We start from the raw sequence: 19,362 nt of genomic DNA on the forward strand, positions 1-19,362 counted from the left end.
GGTGACATGGTCCGCGCGCCGCCACTGCGGCGGAGAGGGAGACCATGCGTTCGCTGAGAGTCCGGTTCGCCCTCCTGCTCGGCGGCACGGCGCTGATCGCCCTGCTGGCGGCGACCGGCGTCTTGTGGTCGATCCGGCTGACCGAGAACGTCATCGAACGCACGCTCGCCGCCCAGCACCGGCTGGAGCTTCTGGCGGAACTGTCGGGGCGGCTGGCACAGTACGGCTTTGCCGCCATCGACAGCGTCGGCAATCCGGATGCGCCGCCCGAAGCCCTGTCGGTGACCCGCGACCGGGTCGATCAGGCGCTCAACCATGTCGATGACGCCATCGGCAGCGGCATGGCGACCAGCGCCAACCTTGAGGACCGGATCCAGTACGTCGCTCGCACCCGGCCGCTCGCCAACGTCCGCGCGGCCCGCGCGATGCTCGACCGTCAAGTCACCCTGGTGCGGCGCGAAACCGATCCCGACCTTCGCAAGACAGCGATGCAGGGCGCGCTCAACGCCTTCGGCGCCATGACGGGACCGCCGCTCTCCCTGCTGATCGAGGCGGAGCGGCGCAGCATGACCGCCGGCTCCGAGGCGGCCCGAACCCTTTCGCAGCGGCTCACCGCCGCCGCACTCGCCGCGACGGTGCTGGCACTCGCCTTCGTCGGGGTGCTCTACCGTTCGGTGACGCGGCCGACGCTGGCGCGCATCGAAGAGATCCGCCGGGCAGCCGGGGCCGTCGGCAGCGGCGCGCTCGGGACCCGGCTCTCGGTCGAGACCCGCGACGAACTCGGGCTTCTGGTGGCGAACTTCAACCGCATGGCCGCCCGGCTCGCCCGCCGCGAGGGCCGGCTCGCCGCCGACCGGGCCGCCCTGGAGGACACGGTGGAGGCCCGCACCGCCGACCTGCGCGCGGCCAACGAGCGACTGGAGATGGTGGACCGCTCCCGGCGCCGCTTCTTCGCCGATGTCAGCCACGAGCTGCGCACGCCGCTCACGGTGATCCTGGGCGAGTGCGACCTCGCCCAGCGTTCGGCGGAGCGCGCCGCCGGCCGAACTGTGGATTACGGACCGGTCTTCTCCACCATCCGCAAACGGGCGCAGCGTCTCAAGCGGCGGGTCGAGGATCTGCTTCGCGTGGCCCGCTCGGAATCCGGCCAGATCGAGCTCGACCGGCGCGCCGTGAGCGCCGTCGAGGTGCTGACCGACGCCGTCGACAGCGCCGGCTCGGAGGCCGCCCGGCGCCGGGTCGAGCTGGTGCTGGAACCGGGCGACCACGACATCGAGATCGCCGCCGATCCGGAATGGCTCCGCCAGGTTGTCGAGAGCCTGATCGACAACGCCCTGCGCCACGCCACCGGCCTGACCCGCATCACCGTCTCGCTGAGCGAGCACGACACGCCGCAGGGCCGCCGGGCGCGGGTCACCATCGACGACGACGGCCCCGGCTTCCCCGCGGGCGGGGACGGGCTGTTCGAGCGCTTCCGCCGCGAGGCCCGATCGGGAGAAGCGGGATTCGGCATAGGTTTAGCTCTGGCGCGATGGGTCGTTGAGCGCCATGATGGCGCGATCAGCCTCGGCAAAGCCGAACATGGCGGCGGTGCCCGGGTGGTCATCGACCTGCCCTCGCTCGACGATGGCGTCGCGCCGGAATCCTACGGGGCAGGACACGAGAGGATCGGCGCCGCATGACGACGCGCGTATTGATCGTTGAGGATGATATCGACATTCGCGGCATCCTGGCTCGCGGCCTGGAGGCGGAAGGGTTTTCCGTCGGCGTGGCCGGCCGGGTCGAGGACGCGCTGAGTGCCGCCCGCGACGAGGCGCCGGAGGCGGTGGTGCTCGACATCACCCTGCCCGACGGTTCCGGCCACGACGTCTGCCGCAGCTTGCGCGAGGGCGGCTATCCCGGCGCGATCCTCTTCCTGAGCGCCCGCGACGAGGTGCGCGACCGGGCCGAGGGGCTGGCCCTCGGCGCCGACGACTACATCGTCAAGCCGTTCGTGTTCGACGAATTGCTGGCCCGGCTCCAGGTCCATTTGCTGCGGCGGCGCGAGGCGGACACTCCACGCACCGTCTTCACCGCCGGCCGCCTGACCCTCGACGTCAACATCCGCCAGGTCAGCTTCGGTGAGGCCTCCGCGCGCCTCACCCCGCGGGAGGCGGAGCTGCTCGCACTGCTGATGCAGGAGGTGAACCGCCCGATCTCCCGCGGCGAGATCTTCGACCGGCTCTGGGCGAGCCAGGGCGGCCTCTCGCTGAACGTGGTCGATGTCTATGTCGGCTACCTGCGCTCGAAGCTCTCGGATTTCGTGCGGCTGGGCGGCCCGGTGATCGTTACGGTGCGCGGCAAGGGCTTCATGCTCGATCTGCGCGGTCAGGATTTCCGTCACTGACCCCCGCGGCATTTCGCTGCGAGCGCCGTCTCAAACCGGATGGCATCAGGCCGGCGTCTCCCGGTCTTTGCTTGAACGCGCCTTCTTCCGCCGAACCGGCGTCCACCTCGTCGGAAAGCGCTCTCAGACCAAAGTTTAACCCGCGTCTCACGCGAAGTTATGCCGATCCCGGCGCGAACTTAGGAAGAAACGGCAAGCTGGCTCTTGCAGGCGGGACCGGAATTGGCGATATACCTCCGGCGTGCGAAAACGAGTGCGTCGCCAGTATCTTACGATCCTCTTAATTAGTGGGATCGCGCGGTTCCGGCGTTCCATAAAGTCGAGGAGAGACACCATGAAGTGGGCTGCCCCCATCGTTTCCGAGATCTGCGTCGGCATGGAAGTCACGAGCTACGAGTCGGCCGAGATCGACACCTTCAACTAAGGTGATTTGAGCCGGGTTGGGGTTGCAGGCATCAGCGGGTTTTCACCATGCATGTCGTAATCCTGGGCTCGGCTGCGGGCGGCGGCGTTCCTCAATGGAACTGCCGCTGCTCCATCTGCTCCCTGGCCTGGGCGGGCGATTCCCGCGTCAGGCCGCGCACGCAGTCGAGCATCGCAGTCTCTCCTGACGGGGAACGCTGGCTCCTGCTGAACGCCTCCCCCGACATCCGTCAGCAGATCCAGGCCAATCCGCAGATGCATCCGCGCGAGGGCCTGCGCCACTCGCCGATCCACGCGGTGCTGCTGACGAACGGCGACGTCGATCACGTCGCGGGCCTGCTGACCCTGCGTGAGGGCCAGCCCTTCACGCTCTACGCGACACCCGGTATCCTCGCCTCCGTCTCCGACAACCGCGTCTTCGACGTGATGGCCGCCGAGGTGGTGAAGCGCCAGACGATCGCCCTCAACGAGACCTTCGAGCCGGTGCCCGGCCTCTCGGTGACGCTGTTCTCCGTCCCCGGCAAGGTGCCGCTCTGGCTGGAAGACGCCTCGATGGAGATCGGGGCGGAGACCGAAACCACGGTCGGCACGATGATCGAGGCCGGGGGCAAGCGCCTCGCCTACATCCCCGGCTGCGCCCGCGTGACGGAGGATCTGAAAGCCCGCATCGCCGGCGCCGATGCGCTCCTGTTCGACGGCACGGTGCTGGAGGACGACGACATGATCCGCGCCGGCGTCGGCACCAAGACCGGCTGGCGCATGGGCCCATATCCAGATGAACGGCGAGACCGGCTCGATCGCGTCTCTCGCCGATGTCGAGATCGGCCGGCGGGTCTTCGTTCACATCAACAACACCAATCCGGTCCTGATCGAGGATTCGTCCGAGCGCGCGAGCGTCGAGGCGCGCGGCTGGACCGTCGCCCATGACGGCCTGACCCTCGATCTCTGATCGGGCCGAGGTCTTCGGAAGAGCCCGGTCTGGAAATTTAGTGCCGGACTGAATATATTTTGCACGATCCAATCGTGCGTCAGCGGCCCTGCCCCGATCGGTACCGGGCCCCATTTAAAAATAATCCAGGAAACGCGACTCGAAGCTCGGGGGAAACCGAACGCCATGACCGCCCAATTCCCGCCGCCCGTCCCGGACACCGAGCAACGCCTGCTGAGCCACGAGGAGCTTGAGGCGGCGCTCCGCGATATCGGTGCACGGCGCTACCACAACCTCCACCCGTTCCACCGGCTGCTGCATGACGGCAAGCTGTCGAAGGATCAGGTCCGGGCCTGGGCGCTCAACCGCTACTATTATCAGGCGATGATTCCGGTGAAGGATGCGGCGCTCCTGGCCCGCCTGCCGGATGCGCAGCTTCGCCGGATCTGGCGCCAGCGCATCGTCGATCACGACGGCGACCATGAGGGCGACGGCGGCATCGAGCGCTGGCTCAAGCTCGCGGAAGGCGTCGGCTTCACCCGCGACTACGTGCTCTCGACCAAGGGCATCCTGTCGGCGACCCGCTTCTCGGTCGATGCCTATGTCCACTTCGTCTCCGAGCGCAGCCTGCTCGAAGCCATCGCCTCCTCGCTGACCGAGATGTTCTCGCCGACGATCATCTCCGAGCGCGTCGCCGGGATGCTGAAGAACTACGACTTCATCACCAAGGACACGCTGGCCTATTTCGACAAGCGCCTGACCCAGGCTCCGCGCGACGCCGATTTCGCCCTCGATTACGTCAAGCGACACGCCACCACGCCCGAGATGCAGCGGGCGGCGATGGATGCGTTGACGTTCAAGTGCAACGTGCTCTGGACGCAGCTCGACGCGCTCTACTTCGCCTATGTCGCCCCCGGCATGGTGCCGCCGGATGCGTGGCAGCCGGGCGAGGGCCTTGTCGCCGAGACGAACGCCGCCGAGGCCAGCCCCCCCGCCGCGGCCAGCCCCGCCGCGACGACGGCTGAACCTACGGCCTTCTCGGGCAGTGACGTGCCGCGCCTGCCCCGCGGCGTGCGCCTGCGCTTCGACGAGGTCCGCAACAAGCACGTGCTGCTCGCCCCCGAGCGCACCTTCGACCTCGACGACAACGCCGTCGCGGTCCTCAAGCTCGTCGATGGCCGGAACACGGTTTCGCAGATCGCCCAAATTCTGGGCCAGACCTACGACGCCGACCCGGCCATCATCGAAGCCGACATCCTTCCGATGCTGGCTGGCCTCGCGCAAAAAAGGGTTCTGGAGCGATGAATGCACCGACCCCCGCCCCCTCCCCCGTGGACGTCATTCCGGCGCCGGTGGGTCTGCTCGCCGAGCTGACGCACCGCTGCCCGCTGCGCTGCCCATACTGCTCGAACCCGCTGGAGCTCGACCGGCGCTCGGCCGAGCTGGACACGCAGACGTGGCTGCGGGTGCTGACGGAGGCGGCGGGGCTCGGTGTGCTGCACGTCCACCTGTCGGGCGGTGAACCGACCGCCCGACCCGACATCGTCGAGATCACGGCCAAATGCGCCGAACTCGGCCTGTACTCGAACCTGATCACCTCCGGCGTCGGCGGTGCCTTGGCGAAGCTCGACGCGCTCTACGACGTCGGCCTCGACCACGTGCAGCTCTCCGTCCAAGGGGTGGACGCGGCCAACGCGGAAAAGATCGGCGGCCTCAAGAACGCGCAGCCGCAGAAGATGCAGTTCGCGGCCCGGGTCACCGAACTCGGCCTGCCGCTGACGCTGAACTCGGTGATCCACCGCGGCAATATCCACGAGGTGCCGGGCTTCATCGACCTTGCGGTCAAGCTCGGTGCCAAGCGGCTGGAGGTGGCCCATACCCAGTATTACGGCTGGGCCTATGTGAACCGCGCCGCGCTGATGCCGGATAAGAGCCAGGTCGACGAGTCGATCCGCATCGTCGAGGCCGCGCGCGAGCGCCTCAAGGGCCAGCTCGTCATCGACCTCGTGGTGCCGGACTACTACGCCAAGTACCCGAAGGCCTGCGCCGGCGGCTGGGGCCGCAAGCTGATGAACGTGACACCGCAGGGCAAGGTGCTGCCCTGCCACGCCGCCGAGACCATCCCCGGCCTCGAATTCTGGTACGTCACCGACCATTCGCTCGGCGAGATCTGGACCCAATCCCCGGCCTTTGCCGCCTATCGCGGTACGAGCTGGATGAAGGAGCCCTGCCGCTCCTGCGACCGGCGCGAGAAGGATTGGGGCGGGTGCCGCTGCCAGGCGCTGGCGCTCACGGGCGACGCGGCCAACACCGATCCGGCCTGCTCCCTTTCGCCGCTGCACGCGAAAATGCGGGATCTTGCCAAGGAAGAGGCTGCCGAGACCCCGCCCGATTATATATACCGCAGCATCGGGACGAATGTGCAAAACCCGTTGAGCGAAAAGGCACCCCTTTGAGACGATCCTTTCTGGCGGTCGCCCTCTCGGCCGCCCTCGTGACGACGCCTTCCGCCTGGGCGGCTTCCGACACCAATCCGGCGGCGCCTCAAGAGACGGCGGCCAAAGATCCGGCAACCAAGGGCACCGCACCGGACGCCAGCGACCTGCTGTTCGAGCAGCCGCAGATGAAGAACACCGCGCCCGGCAGCACCCTGACCTACGATTACGCGCGCCGCAGCGGCATCGAGCGCGGACCCTACGGACCGCCGCTCAGCGACGCGATCAAGCTCACGGTCGAGCCCGGCAAGAGCGCCGAGAGCCGCGACATCCGCGTGCAGATGTTCTCCGGCGGCAACCGCCTCCCGGCCGGCCCCTTCACCGACATGCCCGGCAACCCCGTGCTGAGCCTGTTCCTCGAGAACCACCTGAAGGGTCTCGCCAGCCTGCTGGAAGCCAACCCGCGCTACATCAAGAACGCGATCCGAAAAGGTCTGCGCGAGAAGGCGACGGTGACGCCGATGCAGGTCTCGTTCAAGGGCCGGACCGTCGAGGGCTGGCGCGTCGAGATGAAGCCGTTCGCGGGCGATCCTCAGTCGGAGCGGATGCGCGGCTTCGAAACCATCACCTACACCTTCGTCGTCGCGCCCGACGTGCCGGGAGAGATCGTCTCGATCCAGGCCCGTGCGCTGAAGCCGGATGGCGGCGAACTCCTCGAAGAGAGGCTCGATTATGACCAGAAGGATTCCTGAGGCGTTCGCCGCCGCGCTGCTCGCGGCTGCGATGCTCGCCGCGCCCGCCCGTGCCGACGACAACGACTATCCGACGGATGTGCGAGCCGATTACGTATTCGGCTGCATGGCCGCCAACGGGCAGACCCGCGAGGCGCTGGAGAAATGCTCCTGCTCCCTCGACGCGCTGGCGTCGATCCTGCCCTATGACCGCTACGTCCAGGCCTCGACCATCCTGTCGATGCGCCAGGGCATCGGCCAGCGCACCGCCGCCTTCAAGTCGACCAAGATGTTCGACGACAAGGTGGCCGAGCTGCGGCGCGCCCAGGCCGAGGCGGAGATCCGCTGCTATCGCGGCGCCTCCTGAGGACGGGCCGCGGCGGGGCGGGACGGAATGGATCTGGCGCAACCCCGCCGGAGGGGCTAGGCCGGCAAACTCGGCCCCTCACCCTCGAGACGCGATGCCGCCCGACGACTCTACTCCGCCGACGCGCCTGAATACCCTGCTGCCCGACCTCGGCCGGCGCACGCTGGTGATGGGCATCCTCAACGTCACGCCGGACTCGTTCTCGGACGGTGGCCGGTTCGAGGGTGTCGATGCCGCGCGGGCGCAAGCCGCCGCGCTGACGGAGGCCGGCGCCCACATCCTCGATATCGGCGGGGAATCGACCCGGCCGGGCCACACGCCCGTCCCGGCCGCCGAAGAGCAGGCCCGCGTCGTGCCCGTGATCGAGGCCGTGGCACCGGGCCTGTCCGTCCCGATCTCGATCGACACCTACAAGGCCTCGACGGCGGAGGCCGCGCTGAAGGCCGGTGCCACCCTCGTCAACGACGTCTGGGGGCTGCAGCGCGAGCCGGACATCGCCCGCGTCGCGGCCGATCACGGCGCGCCGGTCATCGTCATGCACAACCGCGAGACGATCGACGCCTCGCTCGACATCATCGCCGACATGCTGCGCTTCTTCGAGCGCTCCCTCGACATCGCTCGCCGCGCCGGCATTCGCGACGGCGACATCGTGCTCGATCCCGGCATCGGCTTCGGCAAGAGCTGGCAACAGCATCTCGAAGCTCTGCGCCGCCTGTCCGAAATCCGGGCGCTGGGCTTTCCCCTCCTCGTCGGTGTCTCGCGGAAAAGCCTGCTCGGGCGCCTGCACGACCGCGAGACGGCGCCGCAGGACCGGCTCATCGGCTCGCTCGCCGCGCACGTGCTTGCCGGCTCGCTCGGGGCCGACATCGTGCGCGTCCACGACGTGGCGCCGCATGTCGAGGCGCTGCGGGTGCTCGACGCGGTGATGCGCCCGGAGGGGGCGCGTGGGACGATCCATGGCTGACCGCATCCTCGTCCACCGCCTCGCGGTCTTCGCCCGTCACGGCGTGCTGCCGGAAGAGGAGCGGCTCGGCCAGCGCTTCTACATCTCGCTGGAATGCCGGCTCGACCTCGCGCCGGCCGGGCGCAGCGACGACGTGGCCGCGACCGTGAGCTACGCGGATCTCGCCGAGATCGCACTGGACATCGCCACCAACCGGCGCTTCGCCCTGATCGAGGCCCTGGCCGAAGCGATCGCCGAGACCTGCCTCGCGCGGTTTCTCCGGATCGAGACGATCGCGGTGCGGATCGACAAGCCGAGCGCGCCGATCCCGGCCGTGCTCGACTACGCGGCCATCGAGATCGTGCGGGGCCGTTCCGACAGAGCCGCGACCACGGAGACGAGATGACGCGCGCCTATCTCGGGCTCGGCAGCAATATCGGCGACAAGGCCGCGATGCTGGCCGGGGCCGTCGAGCACCTTGCCGCAACGCCCGGCATCCGGGTCGTGGCGCGCTCCGCCGATTACCGCACGCCGCCCTGGGGCGACACCGATCAGGACTGGTTCCTCAACGCAGCGGTCGCCATCGATACCGAGCTGACACCGCACGGGTTGCTGGAGGTCTGCCTGTCAATCGAGGCGGCGCTCGGGCGCGTCCGCGAGCGCCGCTGGGGGCCGCGCGTCATCGACATCGACGTGCTGGCCTATGAGGGGGCGCAGGTTTCCGACGAACGCCTCGTGCTGCCGCACCGCTTCGTGCGCGAGCGCGCCTTCGTGCTGGTGCCGCTGGCCGAGATCGCCCCCGACCTCGTCATCGGTGGCGAGACGGTCACGGAGGCTCTGGCCAAGCTCGATCGGTCGGGAATCGAGCGGCTGGAATGACAAAAGGCCCGAACCGGGGTTCGGGCCTTTCGAAGCGCATTCGGACGAAGTGGTGGCCGGTTCGTCGAAAGAATGCGCGTTCAATGATAGACTTCTGATCGGGGATCACTCGTCCGCGGCATCGAGAGGCTTGGTGTCCTCCTCCGCCAGCAGCGGCACCTCGTATTCGCGCAACACCGCCTCGATGTCGGCCTTGCGCTTGCGCAGGACGGTGTTGAGGCTGCGCTTCCAGTCGTTCTCGTTGTGGCGAACGCCCATCGAGACACGGAAGGTCAGCGGCGGCCGTCCCGGCTCGTGGAGGAGCGGCACGACATCCATCGGCACGCCGCTCTGCTTGGCCAGCCAGCCCGCAGCCGGCCCCCAGAGGATCGCCACGTCGATCTTCTTCTCGGCAAGATCCGCGATCACTTCCGCCGCGACCGTCTGATGCTTGCGCTCGGCCCCGAAGGCGTAGGGCGCATAGGCGTGGATCCGCTCGCCGACGAGCTTTAGCTCGCTCAGGCGGTTGGAAGGCGGCGTCCCGGCGATGATGCCGATCTGCTTGTCCTTCAGCCGCGGGTCGTCGAGGCGCTTGAGGTCCGCCAACTCGCCCTTGCGCGCGACCAGGACATAGGCCGAGCGGTAATACGGGTTGGTCGCCTGGACGATGTCGCCGCCCGACGTGCCGATGATCAGGTCGCACAGGCCGGTCCCGAGGGTGTTGCGGACGAATCCGGGTCCCTGGGTCAACCAGTAATAGCGCAGCTTGACCTTCAGCTCGTCGGCGACGATCTGCGCGATCTTGTTCTCGAAACCGCCGCCCTTGCGCTCGGAGAACGGCATGTTGCCGGGATCGCTGCAGACACGCAGGACATCCTGCGTGACGAGATCCGGCAGGTGCTGCGCATGAGCGGGCCGCGCCCCTGCCGAGAGCAGGAGCGCGGCGACCGCGACCGAAACGGGTGCGCTTGAGCGGGTCATCAGCCGCCCAGGCACTCCTTCTCAACGGTCTTGGCGCTTTCGGGCTTGTCTTCCTTCTCGCCCGGACGGGCCCGGCCCCAGGCACCGGCGGCGCGAGCGCGCAGGTACACGTAGAGGTCGTTGGCGTAGCACATCACGTTCTTATTATCGCCGAAGGCGGGCATCACCTGGTTGGCGGTGTTGCTGATCTCCTGCTTGCCGCCGGCGAGGATGCCGTAGAACTCCTCGTAGGAGAGGCGCTTCAGCGAGTCCTTGAGGGCGGGCGCGTAGGTCGAGCCCATGCCGTCCGGGCCGTGGCAGACGTGGCACTCGGCGTGATAGCGGCGATAGCCGGAATAGGTGAACCAATCGACCTTCTTGCCGTCGTTGGTGATGTGGAAGGTCGGGTGACCGTCCTTATCGAAGTACTTGCCGTCCTCTTCCTTCGCCGCTGTGGCGGCCTTGAGCACCGGCTCGTCGATTTCTTTCGCGTTCGGATCGAGCTTGTTGGCGAGTTCGGGCTTGGCGTCCTGGGCGAAGGCAACGGTGGCGGCGGGAACCGCTCCGAGCAAGGCTGCACCGACGAGACCAAGAAGAGCGGTTCTTTTCATCGAAGACAACGACGTTTCTCCCGAGACCATCATGTTGCACCGCAACGTAATCTGTGCGGCTACCAAGCAGGCCCTACAGCATAATCATAAAATCATAAAGATGCCGGCGCGATTTCCCGCGCCGGCATCCTTTAGGCTCTATGTCGCAAGCGACTTAGTTGTTCGGCAGCGAGAAGACCGTGAGCTGGCCACCGAGGTTGGTGTAGCTCGACAGGGCCGCATAGCCACCCACCGCGCCGAGGCCGGCGTTCGGGTCGGTCAGGCCAGCCGCGAGGCCGATGCCGGCCCAGCCACCAACGCCCGAGAGGACGGCGACGTGCTGCTTGCCCTTGTGCTCGTAGGTCATCACGTTGCCGATGATGCCCGACGGGGTCTTGAACTTGTACAGTTCCTTACCCGTCTTCGAGTCGACGGCCTTCAGGAAGCCTTCGAGCGTGCCGTAGAACACCACGTCACCGGCAGTGGCGAGCGCGCCGCCCCAAGCCGAGAACTGCTCGGGGTTGGACCACTTGATCTTACCCTGGAGGTTGTCCCAGGCGATGAAGTTGCCCATGCCGCCATGCGAGCCCGGAGCCGGGTACATGGAGAGGGTCGCACCGACGTAGGGCTGGCCCGGGGTGTAGGTCACCCGGAACGGCTCGTAGTCCATGCAGACGTGGTTGGTGGGGACGTAGAACAGGCCGGTCTTGGGCGAGAAGGCCGCCGGCTGCTGGTCCTTGGTGCCGAGAGCCGCCGGGCAGATGCCCTTCGAGTTCACGTCTTCACCGTTCTGCTCGGTCGAGTACTTCGACACGACCAGCGGACGGCCGTAGGTCTTGGAACCCTTGTCCAGGTCGACCTTGGTGGCCCAGTTCACGACCGGATCGAACTTCTCGGCGACGAGCACTTCACCGGTGGCGCGGTCGAGCGTGTAGCCGAAGCCGTTACGATCGAAGTGCGTCAGCAGCGGACGGTCCTTGCCGTCGAACTTCTGATCCGTGAGGATCATCTCGTTGATGCCGTCGAAGTCCCACTCGTCGTGGGGGGTCATCTGGTAGACCCACTTGGCCATGCCGGTGTCGGGGTTACGCGCCCAAATGGTCATCGACCACTTGTTGTCGCCCGGACGCTGCTTGGGGTTCCAGGTGGAGGGGTTGCCCGAGCCGTAGTACATCAGGTCGAGCTTGGGATCGTAGGAGAACCAGCCCCAGGTGCAGCCGCCGCCGGTCTTCCACTGATCGCCTTCCCAGGTCTTCAGCGAGGAGTCCTTGCCAATCGGCTTGCCGAGCGAGGTGGTCTTCTCGGGGTCGACGATCAGCTGATCGTCCGGGCCGATCGAGTAGCCGCGCCACACCTTCTTGCCGGACTTCAGGTCGTAGGCGGTAACGTGGCACTGCACGCCGAACTCGCCGCCGGAGATGCCGACGATGACCTTGTCCTTCACCGGGAGAACGGTGGCGGTGTTGGTCTCACCCTTGGACGGGTCGCCGTTCTTGACCGACCAGTTCACCTTGCCGGACTTGGCGTCGAGCGAGACGAGCGTGGTGTCGGCCTGGTGCAGGAGGATCGCGCCGTCGGCATAGGCCAGACCACGGTTGACCGTGTCACAGCACATGACCGGGATCACGGACGGATCCTGCTTCGGCTCGTACTTCCACACGATCTTGGCGCCCTGGTCGAGGTCCAGCGCGTAGACGATGTTCGGGAAGGGGGTGTGGACGTACATGATGTTGCCGACGACGAGCGGGGAGCCCTCGTGGCCGCGCAGCACGCCGGTCGAGAAGGTCCAGGCAACCTGGAGGTTCTTGACGTTGCTGGCGTTGATCTGGTCGAGCTTGGAATAGCGGGTGTTGGCGTAATCGACCGTCTGGAGCACCTGCTCCGCCGGGTTGGCGACGCCCTTCAGAACGCTTTCGTTGGCGAGGGCCGGGCTTGCAGCCGCGAGACCCGCACCGAGTGCGAGGAGATGTACCGCTCTCATGGATTCCTCCGACAAGTCTTATCCGCCGCTGGATAGCAGCCCGCTACCCACCGTTGATTGACCTGCTGTTTGCGACAGGGATGATATTCGCTCCGGCAGCTCGCGCCTGCCGCACAGAAATTAGGATTATTCCATAGTTCCCGGCGACTTACCCGGCTGGGTCCGCATCCCTTAGCGGCTCCCCGAAACCGAAGCTTGAACGAACTCTAAGAAAATTTCGGGCGCCGTCAACTCGCTTTCGCGCGTCGAATGTCGCACTCACAGGGCCCTTTATCAGGAAACTTGCCTGCTAAATTCAGCATTTTGCGTTGCACAATTTGATGGGCGGCGCACACTTCTCAAGTTTGTTTTGACGAGCTTCAGTGCTCTACCATGGATACGAATGCGCCACTCGCATGGGATGATCAAATTTTCCCATCGCCCATGCGTCCGTGGCACTTTAATTCCTGCCATCGGGGCCGGGGAGGCCCGCTGGCGATGCCGCACTGCAAACAATCCGAGCCGCCGAACGACGCGATGATGGGGTCGTCAAGCTGCTCGATCCGCCCCGTGGCGGCCGGGAAATTTTTGCAATGAACCGCTCCGTTTATCCTTAAGGAACGGCAGACGTCCCCAACGGGACAGCGCGGAGCGGGCTGCGACCGCCTCCGATGCGCATTCGGCGCGCCTGCGGCTTTGGCAGGGCGCGATTCTCTCGGGCGTGATTCTACTGAGCGACGATGCCGGGAAAGCGGGCGGCAAGGCCCTGGCGGGTCGCGTCGGCCCAGGCCCGGTCCCGCTCGCAGCGCGGCCGGTCGAGGGGCAGATCCGCTAGCAGCCGGGCGGGCCGGGGCGAGACCAGCAGCAGACGGTCGGCGATCTCGATGGCCTCGGCGACGTTGTGCGTCACCATCAGCGCGCTCGTGCCGGAATCGGCCACCGCCTCGACCACCAGTGCTCGCAGGGACGCGGCCGCCGCATCGTCGAGGGAGACGAAGGGCTCGTCGAGAACGAGGATGCGCGGCTCCAGCGCCAGCGCCCGGGCCAAGGCGACCCGGCGCTGCATCCCCAGCGACAGCGCTCCGGGATAATGTGCGCGCCACGATGCGAGCCCAAGCGACGCGAACAGGCCGTCGAGGTCGCGCGCCCTTCGCTCGCGCGGCAGGCCGAGCCGCACGTTCTGCTCGATGGTGCGCCAGGGCAGCAGGCGCGGATCCTGAAACACCATCGCGATGCCGGCCTCGGAGGGCTCGGGCGTCACGCTGCCCTCGAAGTCGCGGTCGAGGCCGAGGAGGATGCGCAGCGTCGTGGTCTTGCCCGCGCCCGAAGGCCCGATCAGGCAGGTGATCTCGCCGGCATGGAGTTCGAAGGCGAGGCCGCGCACCGCCTCGACAGCCTCGGTGCCGGCCTTGCGGCCACGCTTGCGATAGACCTTGCGGTCCACGCGCACCGTCAGCAGCGGCGCCGTCTCGGCGCCGGGTTCAGCGCCAGCGGCGGACATGGGCGTCGAGGGGCTGGAGGAGGAGGGAATCGAGGGCGAGCATCACGCTCATGAAGACGAGGCTGTAGCCGATCACCGCGGTGACGTCGAAGAGCGTGAAGTAATAGTTGATGGCAAAGCCGACCCCGTTGGGACGGCCCAACAGTTCCACCACCAGCACGATCTTCCAGGCGAGCGAGATGCCGGAGCGCGCCGCCGCCACCATGAAGGGCTGGAGCTGCGGCAGCAGCACGTGGGCGATCCAGGTCCGCCGGTCGAAGCGGTAGGTCGTCGCCATCTCCTCAAGCCCCGGATCGAGGCCGCGGGCGCCCTCACGCATGATGACGGCGACGTTGGGCAGCTTGTTGAGCGCCACCGCGACGATGGCCGCGGTCTCGGTCAGCCCGAGCCAGACATAGGCCAGCACCGTGATGACAAGAGCCGGCGTGTTGAGGACGACGAGAAGCGGTGTGTCGAGCAGCCGGTCGGCGAGGCGCGAGCGGCCAAGCGCGATGCCGAGCAGCACGCCGAGGCTCATGGCGATCACGAAGGAGACTGCGACCCGGGCGAGCGTGACGCCGACATTGAAGAACAGGCTGCCGCTCTGCGCCTCGCGCAGGATGAAGGCGAACACCGCGCTCGGCGCCGGTAGGGTCCGCGTATCGGCATAGGCGGAGAGGCCCTGCCAGAGGACGAGGAGGACGGCGAGCGAGAGGAGGCGCGCGAGCAGGGCCATGCGCAGGGTCAGCGGGCCGGAACCGTCATCGTGCCGTCTTCAGCCGTTGCCCGAGGCGTCGAGATAGAGGTCCGGCGGCAGGCTCTTGCCCACGCCGAGGAGTTGCGCGCCCGCAAGCCGGTCCAGGGCCGCGTAGATGCGCTCGCCGTCGGCGCGCTCGGCGGCGATCGGCCGGCGCGGGATTCCAGCGAGGAAATCGCGCTTGAGCGTGGCGAAGGTGGCGTCGTCCTCCGCCGCCATCAGCGGGCGGACCGTCTCCCACAGGGCCGGCTCGTTCGCGAGCGCGTCCTTGGCGGCGGCCGAGGCACGGGCGAAGCCGCGCACCACCTCGCCCCGGTCGGCCACGGTGTGGCCCTCGTAGAGATAGCCGATCAGCGAGACCGCACCCTTGGCGCCGAAGGCCCGCATCACGTCGTCGGCCGAGATCAGCCGCTTGAAGCCCTTGGCTTCGAGACGGGCGCAGAACTGCCAGTAGAGCAGAGCCGCGTCGAGTTCGCCGGTCTCGAGCTTCTGCGCCAGCAGCGGTGGCGCGCCGTAGGCGATCTGCGCGACGTTCTCGAGCTCGAGCCCGGCCGTCTCGCGCGCCTGGGCCCTCAACAGGATCCAGTTCTTGTCGAGCGCGCCGCCCGCCACCCCGAGCCGCTTGCCCGCGAGCCCCTTCAGATCCGTGATCGGGCTTCCGGCGGGCACCATCAGCGCGCCTTCGGTGGTGGAATAGGGCGAGAAGCGCACGCCCCGCCCCTCGTTGCCGAGGCGGGCGGCGAAGATCAGGTCGCCGACGATGGCATCGACCTGACCGCCGAGGAAGGCGATGCGGGCGGCATCGTTGCCGGCCAGCTTGACGATATCGAGGGTGAAGCCGTTGGCCGTATCAAAGCCCCGCGCCTTGATGACCGCGGCCTCCCAGGAGGCGGTGCCGAAGGGCAGAACGCCGAGCCGGAACGTCTCGCCCGCCGCCTGCGCGCGGCGCGCCATCGGCAGCGTCGCGGCCAGCGACAAAGCCGCCGTCGCGAGCATTCCGCGCCGTGACAGCATGGGCGTCCTCATGAATTATCGGTCAGGCCGTTCCGTCTCCGGCGGAGGCGGACGGTTTCTGTTGAATTTTTTAATAGGGACTCGCCTCCGCCCCGTCCACAGCCGGTCCCGGCGTTTCCGCTGCGACATGCGAGCCTCCGCGTAGGGGCGCGAGCCCCGCCGATCCCGGCTTGCGCCGCCGCCCGTCCCGACGCAGGTTTTCACCGTATTCGATGGGAGGGTGACAATGACGCAAGCACGCGAGGGCGTCCTCGACGACGCGACGGTGGAGCGGCGGCTGAAGGAAGAGTTGCCGCACTGGCGGCTGGAGGACGGCTGGATCCGGCGCACCTACAAGACCGCCTCATGGAAGAGCACGCTGATGGTCATCAATACGGTGGGCCATCTGGCCGAGGCCGCGTGGCACCATCCCGACCTCACCGCATCTTACGCCTGGGTCGAGGTCCGGCTGATGAACCACGCCGCCAAGGGCATCACCGAGAAGGACTTTTCGCTGGCAAAGAAGATTGAAGAGGTCGTGGGCTGGCAGCCGGGCGCGGAGGGCGGCGCCCTCGAAGGAACGCCGACCGATCCGCGCTTCGCCTACATCAAGTACGACAAGTGAGGCGGGCTCAGGCGACGCCGTGCTGCCGGAACCAGTCCTGCAGCCGCTTCCAGCCGTCCTGTGCCGGCTCCGCGCGGTAGCTCGGACGATAATCGGCATGGAAGGCGTGCCCCGCCTCCGGATAGACGACGAAATCGCAGGTCTTTCCGGCGACCCGGCAGGCCTCCTTCATCCGGTCGATCGTGGCGACCGGAATGCCCTGATCGGCCCCGCCATAGAGGCCGAGAACCGGCGCCTTGAGGTCGGCGGCGACATCGACGGGGTTCTTCGGCATCAGCGCCGAGCTGTCGCCGACGAGCCGCCCGTACCAGGCGACGCCCGCCTTCACCGCCGGATTGTGCGCGGCGTAGAGCCAGGTGATGCGCCCGCCCCAGCAGAAGCCGGTGATCCCGAGGCGGGCCGTGTCGGCCTTGCCCGTGCCCTTGGCGAAGGCGACCGCCGCGTCGAGGTCGCTCATCACCTGCGCGTCGGGTACCTTGGAGACGACCTCGCTCACGATCTGCTGGATGTTGGTCAACGTCGAGACGTCGCCCTGCCGGGCATAGAGTTCGGGCGCCAGGGCGAAGTAGCCGAGCTTGGCCAGACGGCGGCACACATCCTTGATGTGCTCATGCACGCCGAAGATTTCCTGCACGACCAGGATCGTCGGAAAGGGGCCACCCTCGGCGGGCATGGCCCGGTAGGCCGGGATCTCGCCGTCCTGCGTCGGAATCTTCACCTCGCCGGCGATCAGGCCGTTCGTGTCCGTGGTGATGGTGGTCTGGGCCGCGACGGGCTGCACGGCGAGCGCGAAGCCTGTGGCGAGACTCGTGGCGATCACGGTGCGCCGTGAGAGGGTCGTCTGAGCCGCGAGGCTCCGCAGGTCGGCATCGAACGCGGTCATGCGTGCCTCTCGGGTATGGATGCGTCGAACGGGCAGTCGCCCGACGGCAGAGTTAGGGCATCGCCCCGAAAGGGGGATGCCGGCTTTTGGAAAAGCAGGATGCGTCGGCCGAAGCCCGCGCCGGTCGGCGAACTGCGACGGGCGCGCACAGCCTCGCGCCGCCCGTGCGGTGGCCCAACGCCCGAAAGAGCCAGCCGCGGTCCCGGACAAGGCCTCCAGCGGTTTCACGCTCCCCTCGGGATCAGGCCGCGGGTCAGGCCGGTTGCTCCGCCACCGGCCTCCTGAGACTCGCCATGACGCCAAGGCAAGACGAACGGGACAGCCCCGCCCCACGGACGACCTATTCGCCGCCTCAGCCGGAAGGGCTGGCGCCCGCTCTCCTGCGCAACATCCGGACGCTGCAGGAGCGCCGAAGCGCCGCCGAACGCGAGGCCTCCCTGCAGGATCGCATCGCCGAGGCGATCACGCGGTTCACGGGCAGCATGGCGTTCGTCGCCCTGCACGTCGTGCTGTTCGGCTTCTGGACCCTGGTGAATTCGGGCCTGCTGCCGATCCTGCCGAAATGGGACGCGTCCTTCGTGATCCTCGGGACCGCGGCTTCGGTCGAGGCGATCTTCCTCTCGACCTTCGTACTGATCAGCCAGAACCGCATGGCCGCGGCGGCCGACAAGCGGGCCGATCTCGACCTCCACATCAGCCTTCTGGCCGAGCACGAGGTGACGAAGCTCGTCGCAATGGTGTCGGCGATCACGGAGCGGATGGGCATCAAGACGGTCGCCGATCCAGAAGTCGGCGAACTCAGCCAGGATGTGGCCCCCGACGCCGTCCTCGACGAGATCGAGCGGAACGACCGCGCCTGACGCCCCGGCCGCCCCAAAAGAAAATGGCCGGGCGAACCCGGCCATTTTCCGTTCTACCGATCGAAGGAGATTACTTCCCGCCCATCGCGTCGGCCTTCTGGATCAGCGCCTCGGCCATGCGGATCGAGGCGATGTCGATGAGACGGCCGTCGAGCGAGACGGCGCCGCGGCCGGCCTTGGCGGCCTCTTCCATGGCTTCCAGGATGCGGCGGGCCTTGGTGACCTCGGCCTCGGAGGGGGTGAACACCTCGTTGGCCAGATCGATCTGCGAGGGGTGGATCGCCCACTTGCCCTCGAAGCCGAGCGCGGCGCAGCGGCGAGCGGCCGAGGTGTAGCCGTCCGGATCGGAGAAGTCGCCGAAGGGACCGTCGATCGGGCGCAGGCCGTAGGCGCGGCAGGCGACCAGCATCCGGTTCTGGGCGAACAGCCACGGATCCTGCCAGTGGGTCTGGCGGTTGCCGGCCTCGTCCTTGTCGGTGAGCACGCTGTAATCGGCGTTGACGCCGCCGATCACGGTGGAGCGGGCGCGGGTGGAGGCGGCGTAGTCGGCGACACCGAAGGACATCGCCTCGAGGCGCTTGGACGAAGTCGCGATCGCCTCGACATTGGCCATGCCGAGCGCGGTTTCGATGAGCACCTCGAAGCCGATCTTCTTCTCGCGCTTCTTGGCCTGCTCGATCTGCGTCGTCAGCACGTCGATGGCGTAGACGTCGGCCGGCACGCCGACCTTGGGGATCAGGATCATGTCGAGGCGCGGGCAGGCCTCCACGATGTCCACCACGTCGCGGTACATGTAGTGGGTGTCGAGACCGTTGATGCGGATCATCATGGTCTTGTTGCCCCAATCCAGGTCGTTGAGGGCCTGGATGATGTTCTTGCGGGCCTGCTCCTTGTCGTCGGGCGCGACCGCGTCCTCGAGGTCGAGGAAGATCACGTCGGCCTTCGACGCAGCCGACTTCTCCATGAAGGTCGGGTTGGAGCCGGGAACCGCGAGTTCCGAGCGGTGCAGGCGCGGGGTGGCCTGTTGGATCAGGGTGAAGCTCATCGGAAATCCTCCGTTCTGTGAGACCGTCTTGTCGTGCGCGCGGTCACGCGTGGGAGTCGCGTGCCGCACTTGAAAAGCATCGTCCTTTTCCGAAAGCCGGCGGCCACCTTTCGGGACGATGTTCTATCTCGCGCGCCC

20 protein-coding genes and 1 pseudogene are annotated in these 19,362 nt (G+C 67.5%); 13 read left to right on the top strand and 8 right to left on the bottom strand.

Translation table 11 applies throughout. The features are described from left to right. Positions 1-44 precede the first annotated feature (44 nt). From M2437_RS23885 to folK, 11 genes and pseudogenes are all read left to right on the top strand, one after another. On the top strand, positions 45-1,682 hold the full coding sequence (locus M2437_RS23885) for a sensor histidine kinase (protein ID WP_253388867.1): 1,638 nt from the start codon (positions 45-47) through the stop codon (positions 1,680-1,682). Next, on the top strand, positions 1,679-2,386 hold the full coding sequence (locus M2437_RS23890) for a response regulator transcription factor (protein ID WP_003597598.1): 708 nt from the start codon (positions 1,679-1,681) through the stop codon (positions 2,384-2,386). Before M2437_RS23885 ends, M2437_RS23890 begins: the two co-directional genes overlap by 4 nt. 334 nt (positions 2,387-2,720) lie before the next feature. Next, positions 2,721-2,810 (top strand): pyrroloquinoline quinone precursor peptide PqqA, encoded by a 90-nt coding sequence (gene pqqA, locus M2437_RS23895; protein WP_012317526.1) that lies wholly within the window; start codon positions 2,721-2,723, stop codon positions 2,808-2,810. A gap of 47 nt (positions 2,811-2,857) precedes the next feature. Continuing rightward, positions 2,858-3,758, top strand: a pseudogene (pqqB, locus tag M2437_RS23900) (pyrroloquinoline quinone biosynthesis protein PqqB). Between the two features lie 165 nt (positions 3,759-3,923). Beyond that, entirely contained in the window at positions 3,924-5,042 is a 1,119-nt protein-coding gene (gene pqqC, locus M2437_RS23905) for a pyrroloquinoline-quinone synthase PqqC (protein ID WP_253388868.1), read from the top strand. Then, a complete protein-coding gene (pqqE, locus tag M2437_RS23910; protein ID WP_012253377.1) occupies positions 5,039-6,193 on the top strand; it encodes a pyrroloquinoline quinone biosynthesis protein PqqE in 1,155 nt (384 codons plus the stop codon). The genes pqqC and pqqE overlap by 4 nt, the downstream gene beginning before the upstream one ends. Further along, positions 6,190-6,924, top strand: coding sequence for a hypothetical protein (locus M2437_RS23915; RefSeq protein WP_253388869.1), 735 nt, complete (start codon positions 6,190-6,192; stop codon positions 6,922-6,924). The genes pqqE and M2437_RS23915 overlap by 4 nt, the downstream gene beginning before the upstream one ends. Beyond that, entirely contained in the window at positions 6,905-7,270 is a 366-nt protein-coding gene (locus M2437_RS23920; protein WP_015950690.1) for a hypothetical protein, read from the top strand. The genes M2437_RS23915 and M2437_RS23920 overlap by 20 nt, the downstream gene beginning before the upstream one ends. A 94-nt stretch (positions 7,271-7,364) precedes the next feature. After that, positions 7,365-8,234, top strand: a complete 870-nt coding sequence (folP, locus tag M2437_RS23925; RefSeq protein WP_253388870.1) for a dihydropteroate synthase — start codon at positions 7,365-7,367, stop codon at positions 8,232-8,234. Further along, positions 8,227-8,619: a dihydroneopterin aldolase gene (gene folB, locus M2437_RS23930; RefSeq protein WP_253388871.1), complete on the top strand. Its 393-nt coding sequence runs from the start codon at positions 8,227-8,229 to the stop codon at positions 8,617-8,619. The genes folP and folB overlap by 8 nt, the downstream gene beginning before the upstream one ends. Next, positions 8,616-9,092: a 2-amino-4-hydroxy-6-hydroxymethyldihydropteridine diphosphokinase gene (gene folK, locus M2437_RS23935; RefSeq protein WP_253388872.1), complete on the top strand. Its 477-nt coding sequence runs from the start codon at positions 8,616-8,618 to the stop codon at positions 9,090-9,092. Before folB ends, folK begins: the two co-directional genes overlap by 4 nt. A 105-nt stretch (positions 9,093-9,197) precedes the next feature. On the opposite strand, the gene xoxJ is transcribed toward folK, so the two are convergent. The 6 genes from xoxJ to M2437_RS23965 all read right to left on the bottom strand — a co-directional run bounded on the left by xoxJ (position 9,198) and on the right by M2437_RS23965 (position 15,832). Next, positions 9,198-10,052: a rare earth element methanol dehydrogenase accessory protein XoxJ gene (gene xoxJ, locus M2437_RS23940; RefSeq protein WP_056506660.1), complete on the bottom strand. Its 855-nt coding sequence runs from the start codon at positions 10,050-10,052 to the stop codon at positions 9,198-9,200. Continuing rightward, positions 10,052-10,603: a methanol metabolism c-type cytochrome XoxG gene (xoxG, locus tag M2437_RS23945; protein WP_012752609.1), complete on the bottom strand. Its 552-nt coding sequence runs from the start codon at positions 10,601-10,603 to the stop codon at positions 10,052-10,054. Before xoxG ends, xoxJ begins: the two co-directional genes overlap by 1 nt. Positions 10,604-10,796: 193 nt before the next feature. Continuing rightward, entirely contained in the window at positions 10,797-12,602 is a 1,806-nt protein-coding gene (gene xoxF1 / locus M2437_RS23950) for a lanthanide-dependent methanol dehydrogenase XoxF1 (protein ID WP_003597620.1), read from the bottom strand. A 706-nt stretch (positions 12,603-13,308) separates the two neighbouring features. Continuing rightward, positions 13,309-14,082 carry an ABC transporter ATP-binding protein gene (locus tag M2437_RS23955; protein ID WP_253388873.1) on the bottom strand — a complete coding sequence of 258 codons (774 nt, stop codon included), beginning with the start codon at positions 14,080-14,082 and terminating at the stop codon, positions 13,309-13,311. Continuing rightward, positions 14,063-14,797: an ABC transporter permease gene (locus M2437_RS23960; protein WP_003597622.1), complete on the bottom strand. Its 735-nt coding sequence runs from the start codon at positions 14,795-14,797 to the stop codon at positions 14,063-14,065. The genes M2437_RS23955 and M2437_RS23960 overlap by 20 nt, the downstream gene beginning before the upstream one ends. Before the next feature lie 39 nt (positions 14,798-14,836). Then, positions 14,837-15,832, bottom strand: a complete 996-nt coding sequence (locus M2437_RS23965; protein WP_003597623.1) for an ABC transporter substrate-binding protein — start codon at positions 15,830-15,832, stop codon at positions 14,837-14,839. 226 nt (positions 15,833-16,058) lie between these two features. Here M2437_RS23965 and M2437_RS23970 point away from each other — a divergent pair, with 226 nt between their 5' ends. Continuing rightward, the gene (locus M2437_RS23970) at positions 16,059-16,436 is read left to right on the top strand and encodes a 4a-hydroxytetrahydrobiopterin dehydratase (protein WP_015822354.1); all 378 of its coding nucleotides are present in this window, start codon (positions 16,059-16,061) and stop codon (positions 16,434-16,436) included. Positions 16,437-16,443: 7 nt separating this feature from the next. On the opposite strand, the gene M2437_RS23975 is transcribed toward M2437_RS23970, so the two are convergent. Further along, entirely contained in the window at positions 16,444-17,319 is an 876-nt protein-coding gene (locus M2437_RS23975) for a dienelactone hydrolase family protein (RefSeq protein WP_253388874.1), read from the bottom strand. A gap of 293 nt (positions 17,320-17,612) precedes the next feature. Between M2437_RS23975 and M2437_RS23980 the strand changes: the two genes are divergently transcribed. Continuing rightward, the gene (locus tag M2437_RS23980) at positions 17,613-18,179 is read left to right on the top strand and encodes a DUF1003 domain-containing protein (protein WP_253388875.1); all 567 of its coding nucleotides are present in this window, start codon (positions 17,613-17,615) and stop codon (positions 18,177-18,179) included. Positions 18,180-18,249: 70 nt separating this feature from the next. On the opposite strand, the gene M2437_RS23985 is transcribed toward M2437_RS23980, so the two are convergent. Beyond that, positions 18,250-19,224 carry an HpcH/HpaI aldolase/citrate lyase family protein gene (locus M2437_RS23985; RefSeq protein ID WP_003597628.1) on the bottom strand — a complete coding sequence of 325 codons (975 nt, stop codon included), beginning with the start codon at positions 19,222-19,224 and terminating at the stop codon, positions 18,250-18,252. Positions 19,225-19,362: the final 138 nt, after the last annotated feature.

Origin of the sequence: Methylorubrum pseudosasae, assembly GCF_029504475.1 — a bacterium.
Lineage (GTDB): Bacteria > Pseudomonadota > Alphaproteobacteria > Rhizobiales > Beijerinckiaceae > Methylobacterium > Methylobacterium extorquens.

Coding starts and splice junctions, on each gene's coding strand:
- M2437_RS23885 (WP_253388867.1), top strand. CDS start 45: ATGCGTTCGCTGAGAGTCCGGTTCGCCCTCCTGCTCGGCGGCACGGCG.
- M2437_RS23890 (WP_003597598.1), top strand. CDS start 1,679: ATGACGACGCGCGTATTGATCGTTGAGGATGATATCGACATTCGCGGC.
- pqqA (WP_012317526.1), top strand. CDS start 2,721: ATGAAGTGGGCTGCCCCCATCGTTTCCGAGATCTGCGTCGGCATGGAA.
- pqqC (WP_253388868.1), top strand. CDS start 3,924: ATGACCGCCCAATTCCCGCCGCCCGTCCCGGACACCGAGCAACGCCTG.
- pqqE (WP_012253377.1), top strand. CDS start 5,039: ATGAATGCACCGACCCCCGCCCCCTCCCCCGTGGACGTCATTCCGGCG.
- M2437_RS23920 (WP_015950690.1), top strand. CDS start 6,905: ATGACCAGAAGGATTCCTGAGGCGTTCGCCGCCGCGCTGCTCGCGGCT.
- folP (WP_253388870.1), top strand. CDS start 7,365: ATGCCGCCCGACGACTCTACTCCGCCGACGCGCCTGAATACCCTGCTG.
- folB (WP_253388871.1), top strand. CDS start 8,227: ATGGCTGACCGCATCCTCGTCCACCGCCTCGCGGTCTTCGCCCGTCAC.
- folK (WP_253388872.1), top strand. CDS start 8,616: ATGACGCGCGCCTATCTCGGGCTCGGCAGCAATATCGGCGACAAGGCC.
- xoxJ (WP_056506660.1), bottom strand. CDS start 10,052: ATGACCCGCTCAAGCGCACCCGTTTCGGTCGCGGTCGCCGCGCTCCTG.
- xoxF1 (WP_003597620.1), bottom strand. CDS start 12,602: ATGAGAGCGGTACATCTCCTCGCACTCGGTGCGGGTCTCGCGGCTGCA.
- M2437_RS23955 (WP_253388873.1), bottom strand. CDS start 14,082: ATGTCCGCCGCTGGCGCTGAACCCGGCGCCGAGACGGCGCCGCTGCTG.
- M2437_RS23960 (WP_003597622.1), bottom strand. CDS start 14,797: ATGGCCCTGCTCGCGCGCCTCCTCTCGCTCGCCGTCCTCCTCGTCCTC.
- M2437_RS23965 (WP_003597623.1), bottom strand. CDS start 15,832: ATGCTGTCACGGCGCGGAATGCTCGCGACGGCGGCTTTGTCGCTGGCC.
- M2437_RS23970 (WP_015822354.1), top strand. CDS start 16,059: ATGACGCAAGCACGCGAGGGCGTCCTCGACGACGCGACGGTGGAGCGG.
- M2437_RS23975 (WP_253388874.1), bottom strand. CDS start 17,319: ATGACCGCGTTCGATGCCGACCTGCGGAGCCTCGCGGCTCAGACGACC.
- M2437_RS23980 (WP_253388875.1), top strand. CDS start 17,613: ATGACGCCAAGGCAAGACGAACGGGACAGCCCCGCCCCACGGACGACC.
- M2437_RS23985 (WP_003597628.1), bottom strand. CDS start 19,224: ATGAGCTTCACCCTGATCCAACAGGCCACCCCGCGCCTGCACCGCTCG.